This window comes from Priestia endophytica (genome assembly GCF_026790145.1).
GTDB lineage: Bacteria > Bacillota > Bacilli > Bacillales > Bacillaceae_H > Bacillus_I > Bacillus_I endophytica_A.
Genome location: NZ_JALAMS010000026.1, coordinates 119,377 through 133,988 on the forward strand (window position 1 = coordinate 119,377; position 14,612 = coordinate 133,988).

The 14,612-nt window shown below is 38.0% G+C and carries 19 protein-coding genes and 2 riboswitches; of the genes, 4 read left to right on the forward strand and 15 right to left on the reverse strand.

The features are described from left to right. Positions 1-14 precede the first annotated feature (14 nt). Complete coding sequence (locus MOC86_RS18985; protein WP_268585554.1) at positions 15-950, reverse strand: alpha/beta fold hydrolase; 936 nt, start codon at positions 948-950, stop codon at positions 15-17. A 279-nt stretch (positions 951-1,229) separates the two neighbouring features. On the opposite strand from MOC86_RS18985, the gene MOC86_RS18990 reads away from it, so the two are divergent. Then, entirely contained in the window at positions 1,230-2,432 is a 1,203-nt protein-coding gene (locus tag MOC86_RS18990; protein ID WP_268585555.1) for a MerR family transcriptional regulator, read from the forward strand. Positions 2,433-2,464: 32 nt separating this feature from the next. Here MOC86_RS18990 and MOC86_RS18995 read toward each other — a convergent pair whose 3' ends face one another. Continuing rightward, positions 2,465-2,599 (reverse strand): hypothetical protein, encoded by a 135-nt coding sequence (locus MOC86_RS18995; RefSeq protein ID WP_019393378.1) that lies wholly within the window; start codon positions 2,597-2,599, stop codon positions 2,465-2,467. 148 nt (positions 2,600-2,747) lie between these two features. Continuing rightward, positions 2,748-2,849: riboswitch (TPP riboswitch) on the forward strand. A gap of 84 nt (positions 2,850-2,933) precedes the next feature. On the opposite strand from MOC86_RS18995, the gene tenA reads away from it, so the two are divergent. Next, positions 2,934-3,623 (forward strand): thiaminase II, encoded by a 690-nt coding sequence (gene tenA / locus MOC86_RS19000; RefSeq protein WP_124052474.1) that lies wholly within the window; start codon positions 2,934-2,936, stop codon positions 3,621-3,623. A 27-nt stretch (positions 3,624-3,650) separates the two neighbouring features. Here the strand turns inward: tenA and thiE are convergent, their stop codons facing one another. The 9 genes from thiE to MOC86_RS19045 form a co-directional block, all read right to left on the reverse strand. Beyond that, complete coding sequence (gene thiE / locus MOC86_RS19005) at positions 3,651-4,280, reverse strand: thiamine phosphate synthase (RefSeq protein WP_268585556.1); 630 nt, start codon at positions 4,278-4,280, stop codon at positions 3,651-3,653. Beyond that, a complete protein-coding gene (gene thiM, locus MOC86_RS19010) occupies positions 4,255-5,079 on the reverse strand; it encodes a hydroxyethylthiazole kinase (RefSeq protein WP_268585557.1) in 825 nt (274 codons plus the stop codon). Before thiM ends, thiE begins: the two co-directional genes overlap by 26 nt. After that, the gene (gene thiD / locus MOC86_RS19015; RefSeq protein WP_268585558.1) at positions 5,079-5,894 is read right to left on the reverse strand and encodes a bifunctional hydroxymethylpyrimidine kinase/phosphomethylpyrimidine kinase; all 816 of its coding nucleotides are present in this window, start codon (positions 5,892-5,894) and stop codon (positions 5,079-5,081) included. The genes thiM and thiD overlap by 1 nt, the downstream gene beginning before the upstream one ends. Further along, the gene (thiW, locus tag MOC86_RS19020; RefSeq protein ID WP_268585560.1) at positions 5,891-6,394 is read right to left on the reverse strand and encodes an energy coupling factor transporter S component ThiW; all 504 of its coding nucleotides are present in this window, start codon (positions 6,392-6,394) and stop codon (positions 5,891-5,893) included. Before thiW ends, thiD begins: the two co-directional genes overlap by 4 nt. A gap of 84 nt (positions 6,395-6,478) precedes the next feature. Beyond that, positions 6,479-6,589, reverse strand: a riboswitch (TPP riboswitch). A 57-nt stretch (positions 6,590-6,646) separates the two neighbouring features. After that, positions 6,647-8,095 carry an FAD-dependent oxidoreductase gene (locus MOC86_RS19025; protein ID WP_268585562.1) on the reverse strand — a complete coding sequence of 483 codons (1,449 nt, stop codon included), beginning with the start codon at positions 8,093-8,095 and terminating at the stop codon, positions 6,647-6,649. Positions 8,096-8,195: 100 nt separating this feature from the next. Then, on the reverse strand, positions 8,196-8,444 hold the full coding sequence (locus tag MOC86_RS19030) for a YueH family protein (RefSeq protein WP_243513044.1): 249 nt from the start codon (positions 8,442-8,444) through the stop codon (positions 8,196-8,198). Between the two features lie 60 nt (positions 8,445-8,504). Then, a complete protein-coding gene (locus MOC86_RS19035; protein ID WP_419146659.1) occupies positions 8,505-9,029 on the reverse strand; it encodes an SCO family protein in 525 nt (174 codons plus the stop codon). Between the two features lie 54 nt (positions 9,030-9,083). Continuing rightward, a complete protein-coding gene (locus tag MOC86_RS19040) occupies positions 9,084-9,479 on the reverse strand; it encodes a FixH family protein (protein ID WP_268585564.1) in 396 nt (131 codons plus the stop codon). 53 nt (positions 9,480-9,532) lie between these two features. After that, entirely contained in the window at positions 9,533-9,979 is a 447-nt protein-coding gene (locus MOC86_RS19045; RefSeq protein WP_268585565.1) for a GNAT family N-acetyltransferase, read from the reverse strand. 155 nt (positions 9,980-10,134) lie between these two features. On the opposite strand from MOC86_RS19045, the gene MOC86_RS19050 reads away from it, so the two are divergent. Continuing rightward, positions 10,135-10,698, forward strand: a complete 564-nt coding sequence (locus tag MOC86_RS19050) for a GNAT family N-acetyltransferase (protein WP_268585566.1) — start codon at positions 10,135-10,137, stop codon at positions 10,696-10,698. A gap of 14 nt (positions 10,699-10,712) precedes the next feature. Here the strand turns inward: MOC86_RS19050 and MOC86_RS19055 are convergent, their stop codons facing one another. From MOC86_RS19055 to MOC86_RS19065, 3 genes are read right to left on the reverse strand one after another with little or no spacing between them, the layout of a single operon-like run. Further along, a complete protein-coding gene (locus tag MOC86_RS19055) occupies positions 10,713-11,456 on the reverse strand; it encodes an amino acid ABC transporter ATP-binding protein (protein WP_061805950.1) in 744 nt (247 codons plus the stop codon). Between the two features lie 17 nt (positions 11,457-11,473). Then, positions 11,474-12,136 carry an amino acid ABC transporter permease gene (locus MOC86_RS19060; protein ID WP_268585567.1) on the reverse strand — a complete coding sequence of 221 codons (663 nt, stop codon included), beginning with the start codon at positions 12,134-12,136 and terminating at the stop codon, positions 11,474-11,476. 34 nt (positions 12,137-12,170) lie between these two features. Beyond that, on the reverse strand, positions 12,171-12,947 hold the full coding sequence (locus MOC86_RS19065) for a transporter substrate-binding domain-containing protein (protein ID WP_268585569.1): 777 nt from the start codon (positions 12,945-12,947) through the stop codon (positions 12,171-12,173). A gap of 169 nt (positions 12,948-13,116) precedes the next feature. Between MOC86_RS19065 and MOC86_RS19070 the strand changes: the two genes are divergently transcribed. Next, positions 13,117-13,611, forward strand: coding sequence for a GNAT family N-acetyltransferase (locus tag MOC86_RS19070; RefSeq protein WP_268585570.1), 495 nt, complete (start codon positions 13,117-13,119; stop codon positions 13,609-13,611). Positions 13,612-13,621: 10 nt separating this feature from the next. Here the strand turns inward: MOC86_RS19070 and MOC86_RS19075 are convergent. Beyond that, positions 13,622-14,612, reverse strand: a 991-nt coding sequence (locus tag MOC86_RS19075; RefSeq protein WP_268585571.1) for an alanine/glycine:cation symporter family protein, incomplete at its 5' end; no start/stop codon positions are given.

A 14,612-nucleotide genomic window follows, 5' to 3' on the forward strand; every position in this document is an offset into this window, starting at 1 on the left:
ATCCTCTTGCAATTTTATTCTTTCTCTTTAGTTTGTACCACTTTCTCTATTTTTTGTAACACGATATTGCGAAATATTTCTTTTTCATTTAACAGCTGATGATCTCCTCCATCTACTATAATGCATGAGGAGTTTGGGAATTTTTTTTGTAGAAATGGCAAGTTATAACGATGTAAAACGGTTTTATCTTTATTTCCTTGAATAAAAGTAACAGCTTGGGTAGAAGCACGCGTGTTGTCAAGCGTATGCGTCCAGGCTTGTACAGCTTTTATCCATTCTAACGGAAGTCTTGTAAACTGAAGCGGATCCCTTCGCACCTCTTGAAGGTATGCTTTATCGCTTGAATTGCGCCGAAATACTCGTTTGAAGCTTTTCACATATGGAAAAAGAAGCGGAATAGATAAAGCTGCCAGCTGCCACCCTTTCATCCGGACAAGAGGGGCAAGAAAGAACACATGCCTAAATGGGCATGCATGACTATCTTTTAAAAGATAATCAACAACAACCCCTGCCCCTGTGCTATGTGCCACAACAAATGGAGGAAACTCTTTTTGACAATATGTATGAATAAAATGTGAGAATGCTTCTCTATATTGAGAAAACTCTGTAATCGTCGCTTTCTCTCCTGTAGAGAGACCGTGACCTTGTAAATCATAGCATATAACTTCATATTTCATATTTGTAAAATAGCGGATAGCATGCTTTAATGTTGCGCTATGATCATAATAGCCGTGAAGAACTATAATTGTTCCACGCTTATTTTCGGGACGAAAACGCTGCATGAAGAAAGATTGTGAACAATGGTTAAAAAAACCGAACTCATACTGAAGGTTTGACACATCTAGCTTATAAAACTGAAGATAGTCCGTAATTTGATGATACTCTTCCTTTTGCTGATACAAAGTTGGAAATGGAAACTGTTCTTTATCTAGCGATTGAAAACTATACATGTCATCCTCCTCTTTCTCCATTTTATATCAGTATTCTCTTTTTATCAGAAGAAAATCAAAATAAAAAGGGTGACACTATAAGTCGAAATTTCTCTTCTTTATATTTTAGTTGTAGCAAACAAACACTAGTTTTGACAACCTTTGTCTTTCAGCAGGAAAATGAGGCTTAATTGAAGGAATAGTGTATTAGCATAAAAAGACAAGATAAAAACATAACGATACCAATAATGAATTTTTTAATAAAAACTGACGTAACCCGCTTGAGGAGGAGTGAGTAAAATGCAAACGTATACGACGAAAGAAGCTGCTAAAAAGGTCAACGTTCCGCCAAGAATTATTAAACAATGGGAAAAAGAACTCGACGGATTTTTTTACATTCCTCGCACAAAACAAGGTGCACGCATTTATACAGAAGAAGAGCTCCAAATGCTGAGAACGTTAAAAGACATGTACGGAAAGAAAACAAAAAAAGAAGAAATTAAGCTGTTTCTTAAAAAAGCGAAGCAGAAGCCAGAGTCCTCACAAAATAGTACTGAGCAGTCTAATGTCTTATCCTTTGCTAAACATAACAGTTCTCTTAATGAAAATAGCAATGAAAAAAAACAAGCGCCACCTCCTTCTTCTATCGATCAAAAAAAGCAGCAAAGAGTCGTTGAACAGCGTATTAAAGCTGAACGTGAACGCCAGCGCCTTCAGCAGGAAGAGAAGAAAAAGAACGAGGAACCTTCTACAATGCGCCCAGTAGACTCTACTCCTCAGCCTGTAAATCAAGTAAAAAGTGAATTGGTTGAAAAAGTCCAAACATACAAAGATGTATTTGAAGCTTTTGATACATTCAAACGCGAACTTTTAACAGAGGTCAGAAACGAAATTCGCGGCGAAGTGAGAAATGAAATTATTTCTGAAGTAAAAGAACAGCTTCAACATAACAATGAGCAGACAGTAGAAGCAATTGAAGCGATTAATGCGGTTGTCTCTGAATCTGGTGAACAAACGTCGAAAGAAGTGCAGAGAGAGCTCAAACATGTTTCAAGCCGATTAACAAAAATAAGTGAAGAAACAACTGAAGAAATGCAGGGATATGTTGAACAAGTTTCAGCAGAAGCATTAGACAGACAAGCTGAGCTCAAACATTGGCTTACAAATATTGAACAGTCATCGGGAAGTTCAATGGATGAGATGAAAAAAATGGTTCATGAGTTAGAAGAAAATTCAAAGTCGACAAGCTTTGAACTTCGCTCGTTTGCTCATGAGATGACGAAGCGTTCAGACTGGAAAGCAGATGAAATGAAAGATTTAATTGATTCTATTAAACGTGATAGAGCAGCATATGTAAATGAACTAAAGCATGACAGACAAATGCATCGTCAAGATATCGAAGAGCGTGAGCGCCTCTTCCACGACTTTGTTCATAATTTTAGACAAACAGCAGCAGCTGAAGAAGAAGAAAAAGTCAAATCATGGTGGAGGTTTTGGAAATAAAGGAAGAACGAGAGCCCATTTGGCTCTCGTTCTTAGCGTGGATTTGTTTTTTCTACAGATGTATGGGTGCTTTTAGGATTTTCATTTATTTCACGTGCAATTTCCATTTTATTTGTTTTGTTCACACTTTGTAAACCAGACTTTGTTTTTTGATTACGCTTTGTCATCGCCATTCTCCTCCTTTTATGCTGCTTTCCCTTTTAATATGGGCGAGAATACTCGCCTTCATAACCTAATTTGAAGCTTTACAAACATTTCCGAATAAGAAATATACAAAGATGGAAAAATCATGTTATACTAAGTGCAATTACATAGGAAGTCCACTAGGGGTGCCGTAATGGCTGAGATAAGAGCTTTCTTAATCCCTTTGAACCTGATCTGGTTTATACCAGCGTAGGAAAGTGGCAGCAGCGTTTTTTCGCTCGTTGTCCACTCTTGTTATGAAGAGTGGTTTTTTATTTCCTTTCCCTTTTGGCCTTCCACTATTAAGGAGGAAAAATGATGTCTTTTAGTCAAGAACTTCGTCGCGTTGCAGCACCTGTTTATGAAGCAATTTTCAATCACCCTTTTGTGAAAGGAATTGGAGAAGGAAACGTTCCAAAAGACGCTCTTATTCACTATGTTTGTCAAGATTTCGAATATTTAACTTCTTTCTGCCGCGTATATGGCGTTGCTATTTCACGCTGTGAAAATCGTGAACAGATGGAACTTTTTAATGAACAAATTAATTTTGTGCTTCATAGCGAAGTTCATCCTCATCACAATTTCTGTGATGTTGCAGGAGTTAAATATGAAGATCTTCAAGCAAAACCACTAGCACCTGGTGCACATCATTATATTAACCATATGACAACCGTTGCTCAAACAGGCTCGCTTGGAGAAATCATCGCGGTTCTTCTTCCTTGTCCATGGACATACTTAGAAATTGGTCAAAAACTAATTGAGAAACACAATCCAACAGAAGATCATCCTTTCTATGAATGGATTATGTTTTATGGCAAAAAAGAAATGGACTCTGTCACACACAAGCTTTGCGCTCTCTTAGATCAGTGGGCAGAAGGCGCTTCAGAGCGTGAAAAAGAAAAAATGAAAGATCATTTCATTAAAAGCTGTGAGCTTGAGTATTTATTCTGGGATATGGCTTATCAAAAACAGCAGTGGCCCAGTGAAATGAGCCCTGTAGAAGCATAAAAAAAGAGAGACACCTGTCTCTCTTTTTTATTGAATATCTAATTTCTCGTTTAGTTCTTCCGCTGCTTTCTTCGGATCTTGACTTTTTAAAATAGCTGACACAACAGCGGCTCCTTTAATACCTGTTCCATTTAATTTTTCAATGTTTCCAGCTGTAATTCCACCAATTGCAACAGCTGGAATACGTACGCTTCCCGTAATTTCAGTCAGCTCTTCTTTTGTGATTCCTTTTGCATCAAGTTTTGTGCTTGTCGGAAAAACTGCGCCAACTCCAATATAATCTGCTCCGTCCTCAACTGCTTTTTTCGCTTCTTGAACTGTTCGGACAGATACGCCAATAATCATATCTCCTACAAGAGAACGCACAACTTTTAGTGGCAAATCGTCTTGCCCAACGTGTACGCCAAAAGCCCCAACAGCAAGCGCTACATCTACCCTGTCATTAATAATGAGCGGAACGTGAAACCGATCAAGAAGCTTTTTAAGTTGGAGGGCACGCTCATAAAACTCTTTTCCGTCCGCTTCCTTTTCACGAAGCTGTACGAGCGTTACCCCTCCTTCAAGCGCTTTTTCCACTTTTGCTAAAAGTTCTTCTTCTGTTCCCCCAAACAAATCTGTAACAAGATACATTTTATAAGATAGGTTGTTTTGCTTCATACATTTTCACCTCTTTTTCCCACGTTGTACTCGTAAGTGTTGATAGTTCGTCAAAAAGATTAATTTTAAAAGTGCCAACCCCTTCTCCTTCTTTAAGACGCTTTACGGCTCTTTCTCCAGCAAGTCCCATATAGGAAATACCAGCAAGCGCTCCTTCTAACACACTCCCACTTGCTCCAACAAAACAGCCGATAATAGATGCTGTCATACATCCTGTCCCACTTACACGCGTTAACATCTGGTGACCATTCTCTACGTAGACGACACGCTCTCCGTCTGTAATAACGTCAATTTCTCCACTTATGACAACAACAGTGTTATACTTTTTGGCCGTTTTTTTAGCAATTGTAGTTTTATCTTCGCCAACTTCCCCAGCATCAACGCCTGAGGTTTTAGCTTTTACTCCAATAAGAGAGGCCACTTCAGAAACATTTCCTCTAATAACAGTTACCTTTACTTGCTCTAACAGCCACTGAGCAGATTTCGTACGATATGTTGTAGCCCCAACTCCAACAGGATCAAAGACAACGGGAGTGTCTTTTTCATTTGCTTTTCTCATTGCTTTTTCCATTGCAACAAGAGACTCTTTTTTGATTGTCCCAAAATTAATAACAAGTGCAGAAGAAATAGACGTCATTTCTTCTACTTCTTCAATAGCATCTGCCATAACAGGAGAACCGCCAGCAGCGAGTGTTGCATTCGCACAATCATTAATTGTCACAGCATTTGTAATATGATGAACAAGAGGATTTTTTTCTCTTGTTTCCTTTAACAACTCACTAATTCTTTGTTTCATCATTAGACTCTCTCCTCTTTATAGACGCCCGCTTTTTCGTAAAGATCATAAAAATGATGAGTTGGGCCATGTCCGCTTCCGATGTTTAAGCTATTCTTAATAGCTCCTGTAATATATTCTTTTGCTTGTTTTACCGCATCTTCAAGGGCTAATCCTCGTGCTAATCCTGCTGAGATGGCAGCTGAAAGCGTGCAACCTGTGCCATGCGTGTTTTTTGTTTGAATTCTCTTTCCATAAAAGTGTGTGAACATTTCTCCATTAAAAAGAACATCTGTTGGTTCTTCTTCTAAATGTCCGCCCTTCATTAAAACGGCTGATGGACCTTCCTTTATTAAAAGGCGTGCTGCATCTTCCATCTCCTCGATTGTCTTAATCTCTGCTCCTGTAAGTTTGCAGGCTTCAGGAACGTTCGGTGTTACAACTGATGCAAGAGGCAATAGTTCTTTTTTTAATGCCTCAACAGCTTCTGGGTGAAGCAAGTCATAGCCGCTTTTTGAAATCATCACGGGGTCTAATACAACATGCGGGGCATTGTATTCCTTCAGTTTTTTAGCAACTACTTTAATTGTTTCAACCGTTGAGAGCATTCCAATTTTCACACTATCAACTTTAATATCTGTAAAAATAGCATCAAGCTGATCTTCAATAATGTTTGGAGAAATATCTTGCACAGAAAGAACACCTTTCGTGTTTTGCGCAGTAACTGCAGTAATGACGCTCATTCCGTACGTACCAAGTGCTGAAAAAGTTTTTAAATCTGCTTGAATCCCTGCTCCTCCTGAGCTGTCAGAGCCTGCAATTGTTAAAGATGTTTTCATGAATTTAGCCTCCTTAAATTTTCAATTCCATTTCGTTTTATAAGTACACGCAAAAAGATATAGCCAAGTAACGCCCCACCAAACGAGCTCATAATAAATGATGGAACAAAAGCAAAGAGAGCGACGTTTTCCCCTAGAAAAAGAAGGGCAAAAGGATACGCTATTATGGCCCCGATAATCCCTGTTCCAACGACTTCTCCTAACGCAGTGAGCGCCATGTTCTTCGTTTTCTGATATAAAAACGCTGCTAAAAAGGCACCAATCATACTTCCTGGGAAAGCAAGAATTGAACCTGTCCCAAATAAGTTGCGTAAAAGCGATGTTCCAAATGCACATAAAACCGCGTAAAAAGGACCTAATAATACAGCAGAAAGCACGTTAATCACGTGCTGTAACGGAAATATCTTTGCAAACCCAAGCGGAATGTAAAAAAGATGACTTGTTAACGTTCCAATTGCCATTAAAAGGGCTGTTGCTGATAGCTTCGTTGTTTTACGCAAAAAAAGCTCCTCCTATGAGCACTAGGAGAAGCTTGTTATGTAAGTAAAGAGTACAACTTAAAAAGCTGATTTGTACACTTCAATTAATATCGTAACGCGACTTCCCTACGCTAGTTTTAACTAGTTCAGGTTTGAAGGGTCAAAGACAAAAGGTCTTACTCTCAGCCGGCTTCTCCAGCTCCCCTAGTGCAGAATACTTATGAATTTTTCTTTATTATATCAATTTTCGACAAAGTTGCAAAGGTAAAACGTTCAAAGGCTATACTGATAATTTGTAATAAATCTAAAAACATGGTAGCCGCTCACGCTTACCCCAATCGTTCCCCCACCAGGAAAAATGGTATCACCACAGAGCCACAATCTGTCTACTCCACTTCTGTGAGAAACAGCGTTAAAAAACGTATTTTCTTTTGTTTGTGGAAACCCACCAACTTCCCTTCTTGTAACAAACTTCTCCCATGCTTCAGGAGCTCCTGACAATTCGTGCACCATCCCTTCTTCAAAACGTGGAAAAACGGTACGAACACGTTCCTTTACCTTGTTCTTCAGCACTTGTTTCCGAGCATCATTCCATCCATTCAATTTGACGTGTGTTGAACATGTTAATGTTCTATACCCCTCAGGAGCCCGCAGTGTATCGCCCTTTTTAGAAAGAGAAAGAAAAACGTGCTCACCCTCAGCAACTCCTTTTCCTGTTAAAACTTGTTGAAAAAGAGGTGAATCTGAAGGAATCACCCTTTCTTCTAGGGCAAAATACATCGTAAACGCCCCCCATTGTTCCTTGTCTTTTATTTTTTGAGAAAGATTTTGTACAATCCTCTCTTCAAGTAATCCTAGAAGCTGCCTAAGAGGAAAATTGCTAACAACATGTTCCGCTTTATACCTTTGTTCGTATTCATCTTCAACTGTAAATAGGGCACCTCTCTTGTCTACACCTATAGCTTTACAATGCAGCTTCACTTCCCCACCATGATGTTTGATAAATGATTGAAGTTTCCTTGCTAAAATAAACAATCCGCCTTCAACATAAAAAGATCCTTCATGATAAACATCAAGTGCAAAAGCACCCATTAAAAGTGAGCAGTGCTCTGTTGTTGTTTGCATGCTATCAACGATTTGCCCGTCAAGAAAGTGAATAAAAGATTGGCAATCTTCTAAATCATGTTTTTTCACTAAATCAGCAACAGTTTTCGTAAATAAAGGAAGAAGAGATATATCACTTAGTTCTAGAGAAGAAAAAAGATATTCCCACTCTTGAGGAGTTTTAGGGGGCATCGCGGGAACTCGCTCAATGAGCCTCCTCACTTTTCGAGCAATTTTCCATAGCTCCTCATAAAAAGAAGATAGATTCTCTTTGTAATGCGGAAAAACTTGAACAAGCTGTTTAAGATGATTTGTCCTGTTTTGAAAAACAGAAAGAGGTGCAGAAAAACCCGTAATTCTAATTGCTTCTGAAAGGGGAAAAACGTTCATATCAATGTCTAGATAACGGAGGATTTTATTGTGAATCCCTTCCTCTTCAAATCCCATTCCAAATGTAGCTCCAACAGGGAAAGAGAACAGATCTTTGGAAAACTTCCCAGCGCATCCTCCCACTTCTCCACCCCCTTCAAGTACTGTTACTTTATATCCATGCTTTGAAAGAAGTGCTCCTGTTGTTAAGCCACCTATTCCATCACCAATGATAATCGTCTTCTCCATTGTTTTCACCGCTTTACGTTTTTCTTATTGTGTAACATGCGATATGGGTTCATGCAACAATGGATATGCAAAAAGACGCTTAAGTTTAAACTTAAGCGTGCTACATTTCGCGAACCCAATAATTTATTTTAGCCGTCATTTCACGACCAACTTCTTCATTTGTACGCTCTTTCAACGAGGTGAACACGCGCATTTTCATTTCTTCAATCTCTTCTTCATAGGAAACAACTGTTGACCATTCCAAATCAGGAATTGCAATAAGCGTTGTTTCTTCTTTTTTATTTTCATGAAGGTACACTTGTCCAACTTTTCTTCCTTCATATTCAATGTTTGCCATTCTAATTTTCATGCTAATCCCTACTTTCTTTCGCTTTCACCATACAACTATACCGTCAAAAAGGATGCTTGACTAGTTCTTTTCCTCCGCTTTTGCCGCTTCTTTTAAAATATCATCGTAGGGAGGGTTCTTCACTCCTTCAAACGTTTCTACTATTTTCCCATTTTTGTCTACTAGATAAAAAGAGGTAGAATGAAGAACTTGATCACTTTCTTCTGGTTTTTTAACAATAGCTGAAAAGTTTTCTTTGGCAAATGTCTCAATTTCCTTTTGCTTATATCCTGTTAACACGTTCCAGTTTGAGAAATCCCCTCCGTGATATGCAACATATTCTTTTAACTTTTCAGGCGTATCAACTTCCGGATCAACGCTAAAAGAAACAAATTGGACATCAATTCCTTGTTTCGCAGCTCGCTCTTGGATTTTTTTCATATTGGCCGTCATTGGAGAACACACAGTGCGACAGTTTGTAAACATAAAGTCTGCAATCCATACTTTTCCTTCTAGCTCTTCGGATGAAAATGTCTGGTTTTCCTGATTTTGAAATGAAAAAGAGATGCCTTCTTCCTTTGAACAACCGAAAAGGAAGAAAAGCATCAAAGCTGTTAAAGCTGTTTTACCTAATACTTTCACATCTTTCACATCTTTCACCTATTTCTCTCCTATGACTTTAACCTCTTTTTCAGGCATAACATGCTGAGAATGGGCAAGAACATGTACTTGCACAACATATGTCCCCTCTTTTTCAAAACGGTGCTTAATTGTATATACCCCGTCCTCCTCTTTCTCCGCTTTTACCATCTCTCCTTCTTCGTCACTGTTCGCTTCCTTAAACTCAAAATCAACAGTATCTGCTTTTTTTACTTTTTCATCTCCATATGTAACAGTTGCTTCATACACCACATCTTCATTCTGTTGAACAGTTGACGGAACATCTAACTCTACTTTAAGTTCCTCTATCTCATCATCTGCTTTATTCTCCCCACTTGTTTCACTACTGCAACCAGCCATAAATACGAGTGCTAAAACGAACAAAAACTTTTTCATCCCATCCCTCCTCCTCCTCATTTTATTAGTTCTTGTTTATTTTAAAATTTCCTTTAAAAGTGTGAAAGATGCTTTGTTAATGTGATTCTATCCTTTTTCACATCATACTCATGTTTCTCATAAAATCTCTTTGCTCTACCATTTGCTGATGTGTGTAAATCAATTTTATTTCCTCCTCTCTTTACAACTTCCTCTTCTAACAACTGTAGAATAGTTAATCCATAACCCCTACCACTTTTCGCTACAGACACACAAAGCTCAGCCAAATAGAATGTTCTGCCTCCATATGTTCGCTTAAAATTGCCTGCTACTATGCCAACAAGCTCTCCTTCTTCTTCAAATAAGAATCCTAACATTTTGGGAGTATGTAATAAATCAGTAAGCCTTTCCTTTGCCGCTTCATATGACCAATCCTCATTCCACGGAGGTTGTTTAAATACTTCTCTATAAAGCGCAATACATTTTTCTAAATTACTAGTTGATATATTTGTTTTCTTCATATGCTCGCTCCTCACTTCAATATATTGTAAAAATCTATTTTTATGAAATTACATTTCTTTTATTATAACGAAAAAAAGTTTCTCTTTCTTACTTCAAAAAAATGGTGTAAAATAATACTCATTTCAAGAAAATTCTAACAAAGAGAGATGAGAACATGTTTCCTTATAAGATTAATGATCATATTACGCTAAGACTTGTAACAGAAAAAGATGGTGAAGCTCTTTTTTCACTCATAACAAAAGAACGGCAACATTTAAGAAAGTGGCTTCCATGGGTTGATTCAACAACTCTTAGTACATATAGTGAACTAATCCCAATATGGATCAAACAATATGAGGAAAAAGCAGGCTTGCAAGCTGCTATTTTATATGACAACGTCATTATCGGCATGATTGGACTTCACTCCATTCAATGGCAAAACTCCCAAACAAGCATTGGGTACTGGCTTTCTGAGCGTTATGAAGGAAAAGGTATTATGACAAAATGTGTAGAAGCTCTCCTACATTATACTTTTCATGAAAATGGGTTAGAAAGAGTAGAAATTCGCTGTGGTCAAGGTAATGTAAAAAGCAATCGAATTCCGATTAAGCTAGGCTTTACCCATGAAGGAACTGCTCGTCATGCTGAGTTTTTATATGATCACTATCATGATTTAGAAGTATATAGCTTGCTGCATGAAGAATGGAAAAGCCTTCACAGAGAAAAAACGCCTCTTTAAAAAGAGGCGTTTTCTTATCTAAGCACTGTATTGAAAAATTCTTTTGTTCTTTCTTCTTTTGGTTCATGAAATATTTCATGTGGATGGCCAACTTCGACAATCTTTCCATCATGCATATATATAACCCAATCACAAACTTCACGTGCAAAGCCCATTTCATGCGTGACAACGACCATTGTCATTCCTTCTGCGGCTAGTTCTTTCATTGTTGCTAGAACCTCCCCAACAAGCTCTGGATCAAGCGCTGAGGTAGGCTCATCAAAAAGCATAATATCAGGCTTCATAGCAAGCGCCCTTGCGATAGCAACCCGCTGTTTTTGCCCACCTGACAGTTTGTTTGGATACACATTTTCCTTATCAGCTAAGCCCACTTTCTGTAAAAGCTCTCGTGCTTCTTGCACTGCCTGCACTTTATTTACCTTTCGAACGTGGATGGGTGCTTCTGTAATGTTTTGCAAAACGGTTTTGTGCGGAAACAGATTAAAATGCTGAAAAACCATCCCAACTCTCTGTCTAATTTCATTAATATTATGTGTTGAGCGTTCAATTTTTTCATCCTCAATCCAAATATGACCGCTATCTTTTTCTTCTAAAAAGTTTAAACAACGGAGCAGAGTACTTTTTCCAGAGCCGCTTGCACCTATTAAACAAACGACGTCGCTTTCTTTTACAACCATATTAATGTCTTTTAATACGTGCAGATCTCCAAAAGACTTGTTCAGATTTTCAAGCTTAATCATCGTGCGTTTCTCATCCATGTTACGCTCTCCTCCCTTTAATCACTTGTTCGTAGTTTTCTTTCGAGTAAGTTAACGGCAACAGTTAGAAGAAGAACAAGAATCAAGTAGTAAATCGCCACAATTAAAAGATATGTCATTTCATCAAAATTGTTTGATCCGTATGTTGTCGCAATATTAAAGAGCTCATTCATTGAAATAAAAGCAGCTAGTGATGAATCTTTTAAACCGATAATAAATTGATTTCCAAGTGGCGGCAATGCTCGTCTAAATGCCTGAGGGAGGATAATACGCCTCATTGTAAGCCCTGCTGTCATGCCGAGAGAACGCCCTGCTTCTGCCTGCCCTTTTTCAATAGACTGAATGGAGCCGCGGAAGATTTCTGCGATATAAGCCCCGTTGTGCACAGCAAGAGCAATAGAAGCAGCCCAAAAGTCTGGAATAAGAAAAATATTGCTCATCCCGAAATATAAAATAAAGATTTGGACGATAAGGGGAGTTCCACGAATTAAGTAAACATAAATATCAGAGAGCCATCCAAGCGGCTTAACACCTGAAATTTTCAAAAGAGCAAAGACGAGACCAATCACAACTCCAAGTAAAATTGAAACTACTGTTAGTTGTAGTGTCACAATCATAGCATCAAAAAAGATTGACCTTGTATCAATTAGCGTTGTCCAAAAATGCGAAAATGTTGGCACTCTCTTTCCTCCTCTTTTTAGAATATTTAACGTTTTATTCTGGTTTTACTGTAATATCTTCCTTAAAATATTTCTCACTAATCTTTTTCAATGTTCCATCTTTACGCATTTTTTCAAGCGCACCGTTAATATCTTCTAAAAGCTGTTCATTTTCTTTCGAAACGGCAATAGCTTGCTCACTTCTTCCTAAAAGCTCTTTTGCTTGAATTTTAAATCCTTCTCCAATTGCTTCTTTTCCGGTTACAAAATCGGTAATCACAGCATCATGACGACCTTCTGCAAGAGCTTTTAAAGCTGTGATGTCACTGTCATATGTTTTAACGTTATTTGTGTACTTTTTTGCTTCATCGGCATATGTAGAACCTTTTGAAACAGCAACTTCTTTATCTTTTAAATCTGCCGATGTCTCAATGTCACTATCAGCACGGGTGAAAATTTGTGGTCCTGAATAGTAATATGGAGTTGAAAATGCAACATGTTTGCTTCGTGCTTCGTTGACCGTATGACTTGCAACAGCTGCATCAAAGCGGCATGTTTTCACACCTTCAATAATACTTTTAAACTTCATCTTCTCTGGCTGAGCTTCAAGACCTAACTCTTTTGCAACAGCTTCTCCAACTTCAACATCAAACCCCGTTACTTTTCCGTCTTTCATATAGCTAAATGGTTTAAATTCCCCTGAAGCTACAAATGTGAAGGTCCCTTCTTTCACAAGTTTTGCTCCACTTTTGGTTTCAGTTTTACTCGCACCACAGGCGGCGAGTATCGTAATAGCAAGGATGGTAACAAATGATAATAAAAGCTTTTTCATTTTTATCTCTCCCTTACATTTTATAGAACTGCTCACAAAGAACAGTTTACTTGTATAAGGATAACAAATAATTTGAAATTTTACAAAATTGAGAAAATAATACTACACATTCTCTTATATAAATCATAAATGATGTCTATTATGATAAAAAGAAAGGAGGATGAAATGAATGAAGCTACCTAAAGAAACAACACGCCTTTATTTTCAGCCCATTACAACAAAGCATAGATCCTTTTTAGAGGTTCTATTTAAAAGATCTATGCTGCCGTTTGTTAATCAAAATCACCCGATTGAACAATGTATGAACCATATTCGCAATCAATATATAACGTTTAAAATCGGCCTTTGGGCTGTCCATCAAAAAACAGATTACAAAGCGGTTGGGGTAGCAGGACTTCTGTTAAATAAAATAAATCATAACACTGTAATTGAACTTGGTTATGCTATTCATCCGGACTATCAAGGAGAAGGGTATGCAACAGAAGCAGCAAGATCATGCTGTTTCTTCGGTTTTCATGTCCATCGCTTCCCAAAAATCTACGCTCGTACTCATCCTGACAATAAACGCTCTATCTCTGTTTTACAGAACCTAGACTTTCAGTGCAGACAAGAAATAAGAGGTGCTGAACCTTCTCTTCTTTTTGAAAGTACATCTATCATGTAGCAATCATATATCAAAGAGATGGGTTTACGTTTTTGTCTTTTTTGATATCAGATAAATAATATTGTTCACTTGTAAAAAATTCTTCTTTTAGCTCCTTCACTTTTTTACTTAGTAGTACAATAGCAAGTAAATTTGGCAACAAAATAGAGGCAAGCGCAATATCGAGAAAGCTCCATATTACTTTGGCTCCGCCAACAGAGCCTACAATAATAGCCCCTAAGTATATAACCTTCATCACATGCCCCATTTTCACGCCAAATAAAAATTCTGCTTGCTTTACACCATAAAACACTAAAACAAGTGCCGTTGATAGGACAAAGAAACAGAGAGAAATTGTGACAATATAACTTCCGACTGTGCCGAATGTTTCAGTAAATGCAACTGTTGCTAAAGCATCCGTATCTTTGGAAGCGTCCATTTTTGTCCACACTCCTGTAGATAAAATGACAAATGCCGTAGCTGTGCAAACTACAATTGTATCAACAAAAATACCGACAATAGCCCAAAACCCTTGTCTTACCGGATGATCCGTTTTTGCAGCTGCATGTGCAATAGGAGCTGTTCCAAAGCCAGCTTCATTTGAATAGAGACCTCTAGCAAAGCCCCATCTAATGATGTCACTTAGGGCCGCTCCTGCAAATCCACCTACAGCTGCTACCGGTTGGAAAGCGGAAGAAAAAATAAGTGACAAGACATTTGGAAACTGATCAATATGAATAATAACAACCAAAAGAGCAACTCCAACATACAGTAAGGCCATAAAAGGAACAAACAGCTCTGTTGTTTTTCCTACTCTCTTAATTCCTCCAATTACAATCACACCAATAAGTACACTTGTGATGATTCCTGTAATGAGGGGGGAGACAGAAAATGTTTGAGCAACAGATCCAGCTATCGAATTCCCCTGTACCATTAGACTTGGAATAACTTCAATCATTAGAGCAAAAGCAAAAAAGCTACCAAGCCATTTCATTTTTAGTCCTTTTGTTATGTAATACATC

What these genes read in the sequence shown, in the direction of transcription:
- MOC86_RS19030 (WP_243513044.1), bottom strand. Translation starts at nt 8,444, where the DNA reads ATGAAAATTAGAATGGCAAACATTGAATATGAAGGAAGAAAAGTTGGA.
- MOC86_RS19025 (WP_268585562.1), bottom strand. Translation starts at nt 8,095, where the DNA reads ATGGAGAAGACGATTATCATTGGTGATGGAATAGGTGGCTTAACAACA.
- MOC86_RS19040 (WP_268585564.1), bottom strand. Translation starts at nt 9,479, where the DNA reads ATGAAAAAGTTTTTGTTCGTTTTAGCACTCGTATTTATGGCTGGTTGC.
- thiE (WP_268585556.1), bottom strand. Translation starts at nt 4,280, where the DNA reads ATGAAGCAAAACAACCTATCTTATAAAATGTATCTTGTTACAGATTTG.
- thiD (WP_268585558.1), bottom strand. Translation starts at nt 5,894, where the DNA reads ATGAAAACATCTTTAACAATTGCAGGCTCTGACAGCTCAGGAGGAGCA.
- MOC86_RS18990 (WP_268585555.1), top strand. Translation starts at nt 1,230, where the DNA reads ATGCAAACGTATACGACGAAAGAAGCTGCTAAAAAGGTCAACGTTCCG.
- MOC86_RS19035 (WP_419146659.1), bottom strand. Translation starts at nt 9,029, where the DNA reads ATGCTTTTCTTCCTTTTCGGTTGTTCAAAGGAAGAAGGCATCTCTTTT.
- MOC86_RS19045 (WP_268585565.1), bottom strand. Translation starts at nt 9,979, where the DNA reads ATGAAGAAAACAAATATATCAACTAGTAATTTAGAAAAATGTATTGCG.
- thiM (WP_268585557.1), bottom strand. Translation starts at nt 5,079, where the DNA reads ATGATGAAACAAAGAATTAGTGAGTTGTTAAAGGAAACAAGAGAAAAA.
- MOC86_RS18985 (WP_268585554.1), bottom strand. Translation starts at nt 950, where the DNA reads ATGTATAGTTTTCAATCGCTAGATAAAGAACAGTTTCCATTTCCAACT.
- MOC86_RS18995 (WP_019393378.1), bottom strand. Translation starts at nt 2,599, where the DNA reads ATGACAAAGCGTAATCAAAAAACAAAGTCTGGTTTACAAAGTGTGAAC.
- tenA (WP_124052474.1), top strand. Translation starts at nt 2,934, where the DNA reads ATGTCTTTTAGTCAAGAACTTCGTCGCGTTGCAGCACCTGTTTATGAA.
- MOC86_RS19065 (WP_268585569.1), bottom strand. Translation starts at nt 12,947, where the DNA reads ATGAAAAAGCTTTTATTATCATTTGTTACCATCCTTGCTATTACGATA.
- MOC86_RS19055 (WP_061805950.1), bottom strand. Translation starts at nt 11,456, where the DNA reads ATGGATGAGAAACGCACGATGATTAAGCTTGAAAATCTGAACAAGTCT.
- MOC86_RS19050 (WP_268585566.1), top strand. Translation starts at nt 10,135, where the DNA reads ATGTTTCCTTATAAGATTAATGATCATATTACGCTAAGACTTGTAACA.
- MOC86_RS19070 (WP_268585570.1), top strand. Translation starts at nt 13,117, where the DNA reads ATGAAGCTACCTAAAGAAACAACACGCCTTTATTTTCAGCCCATTACA.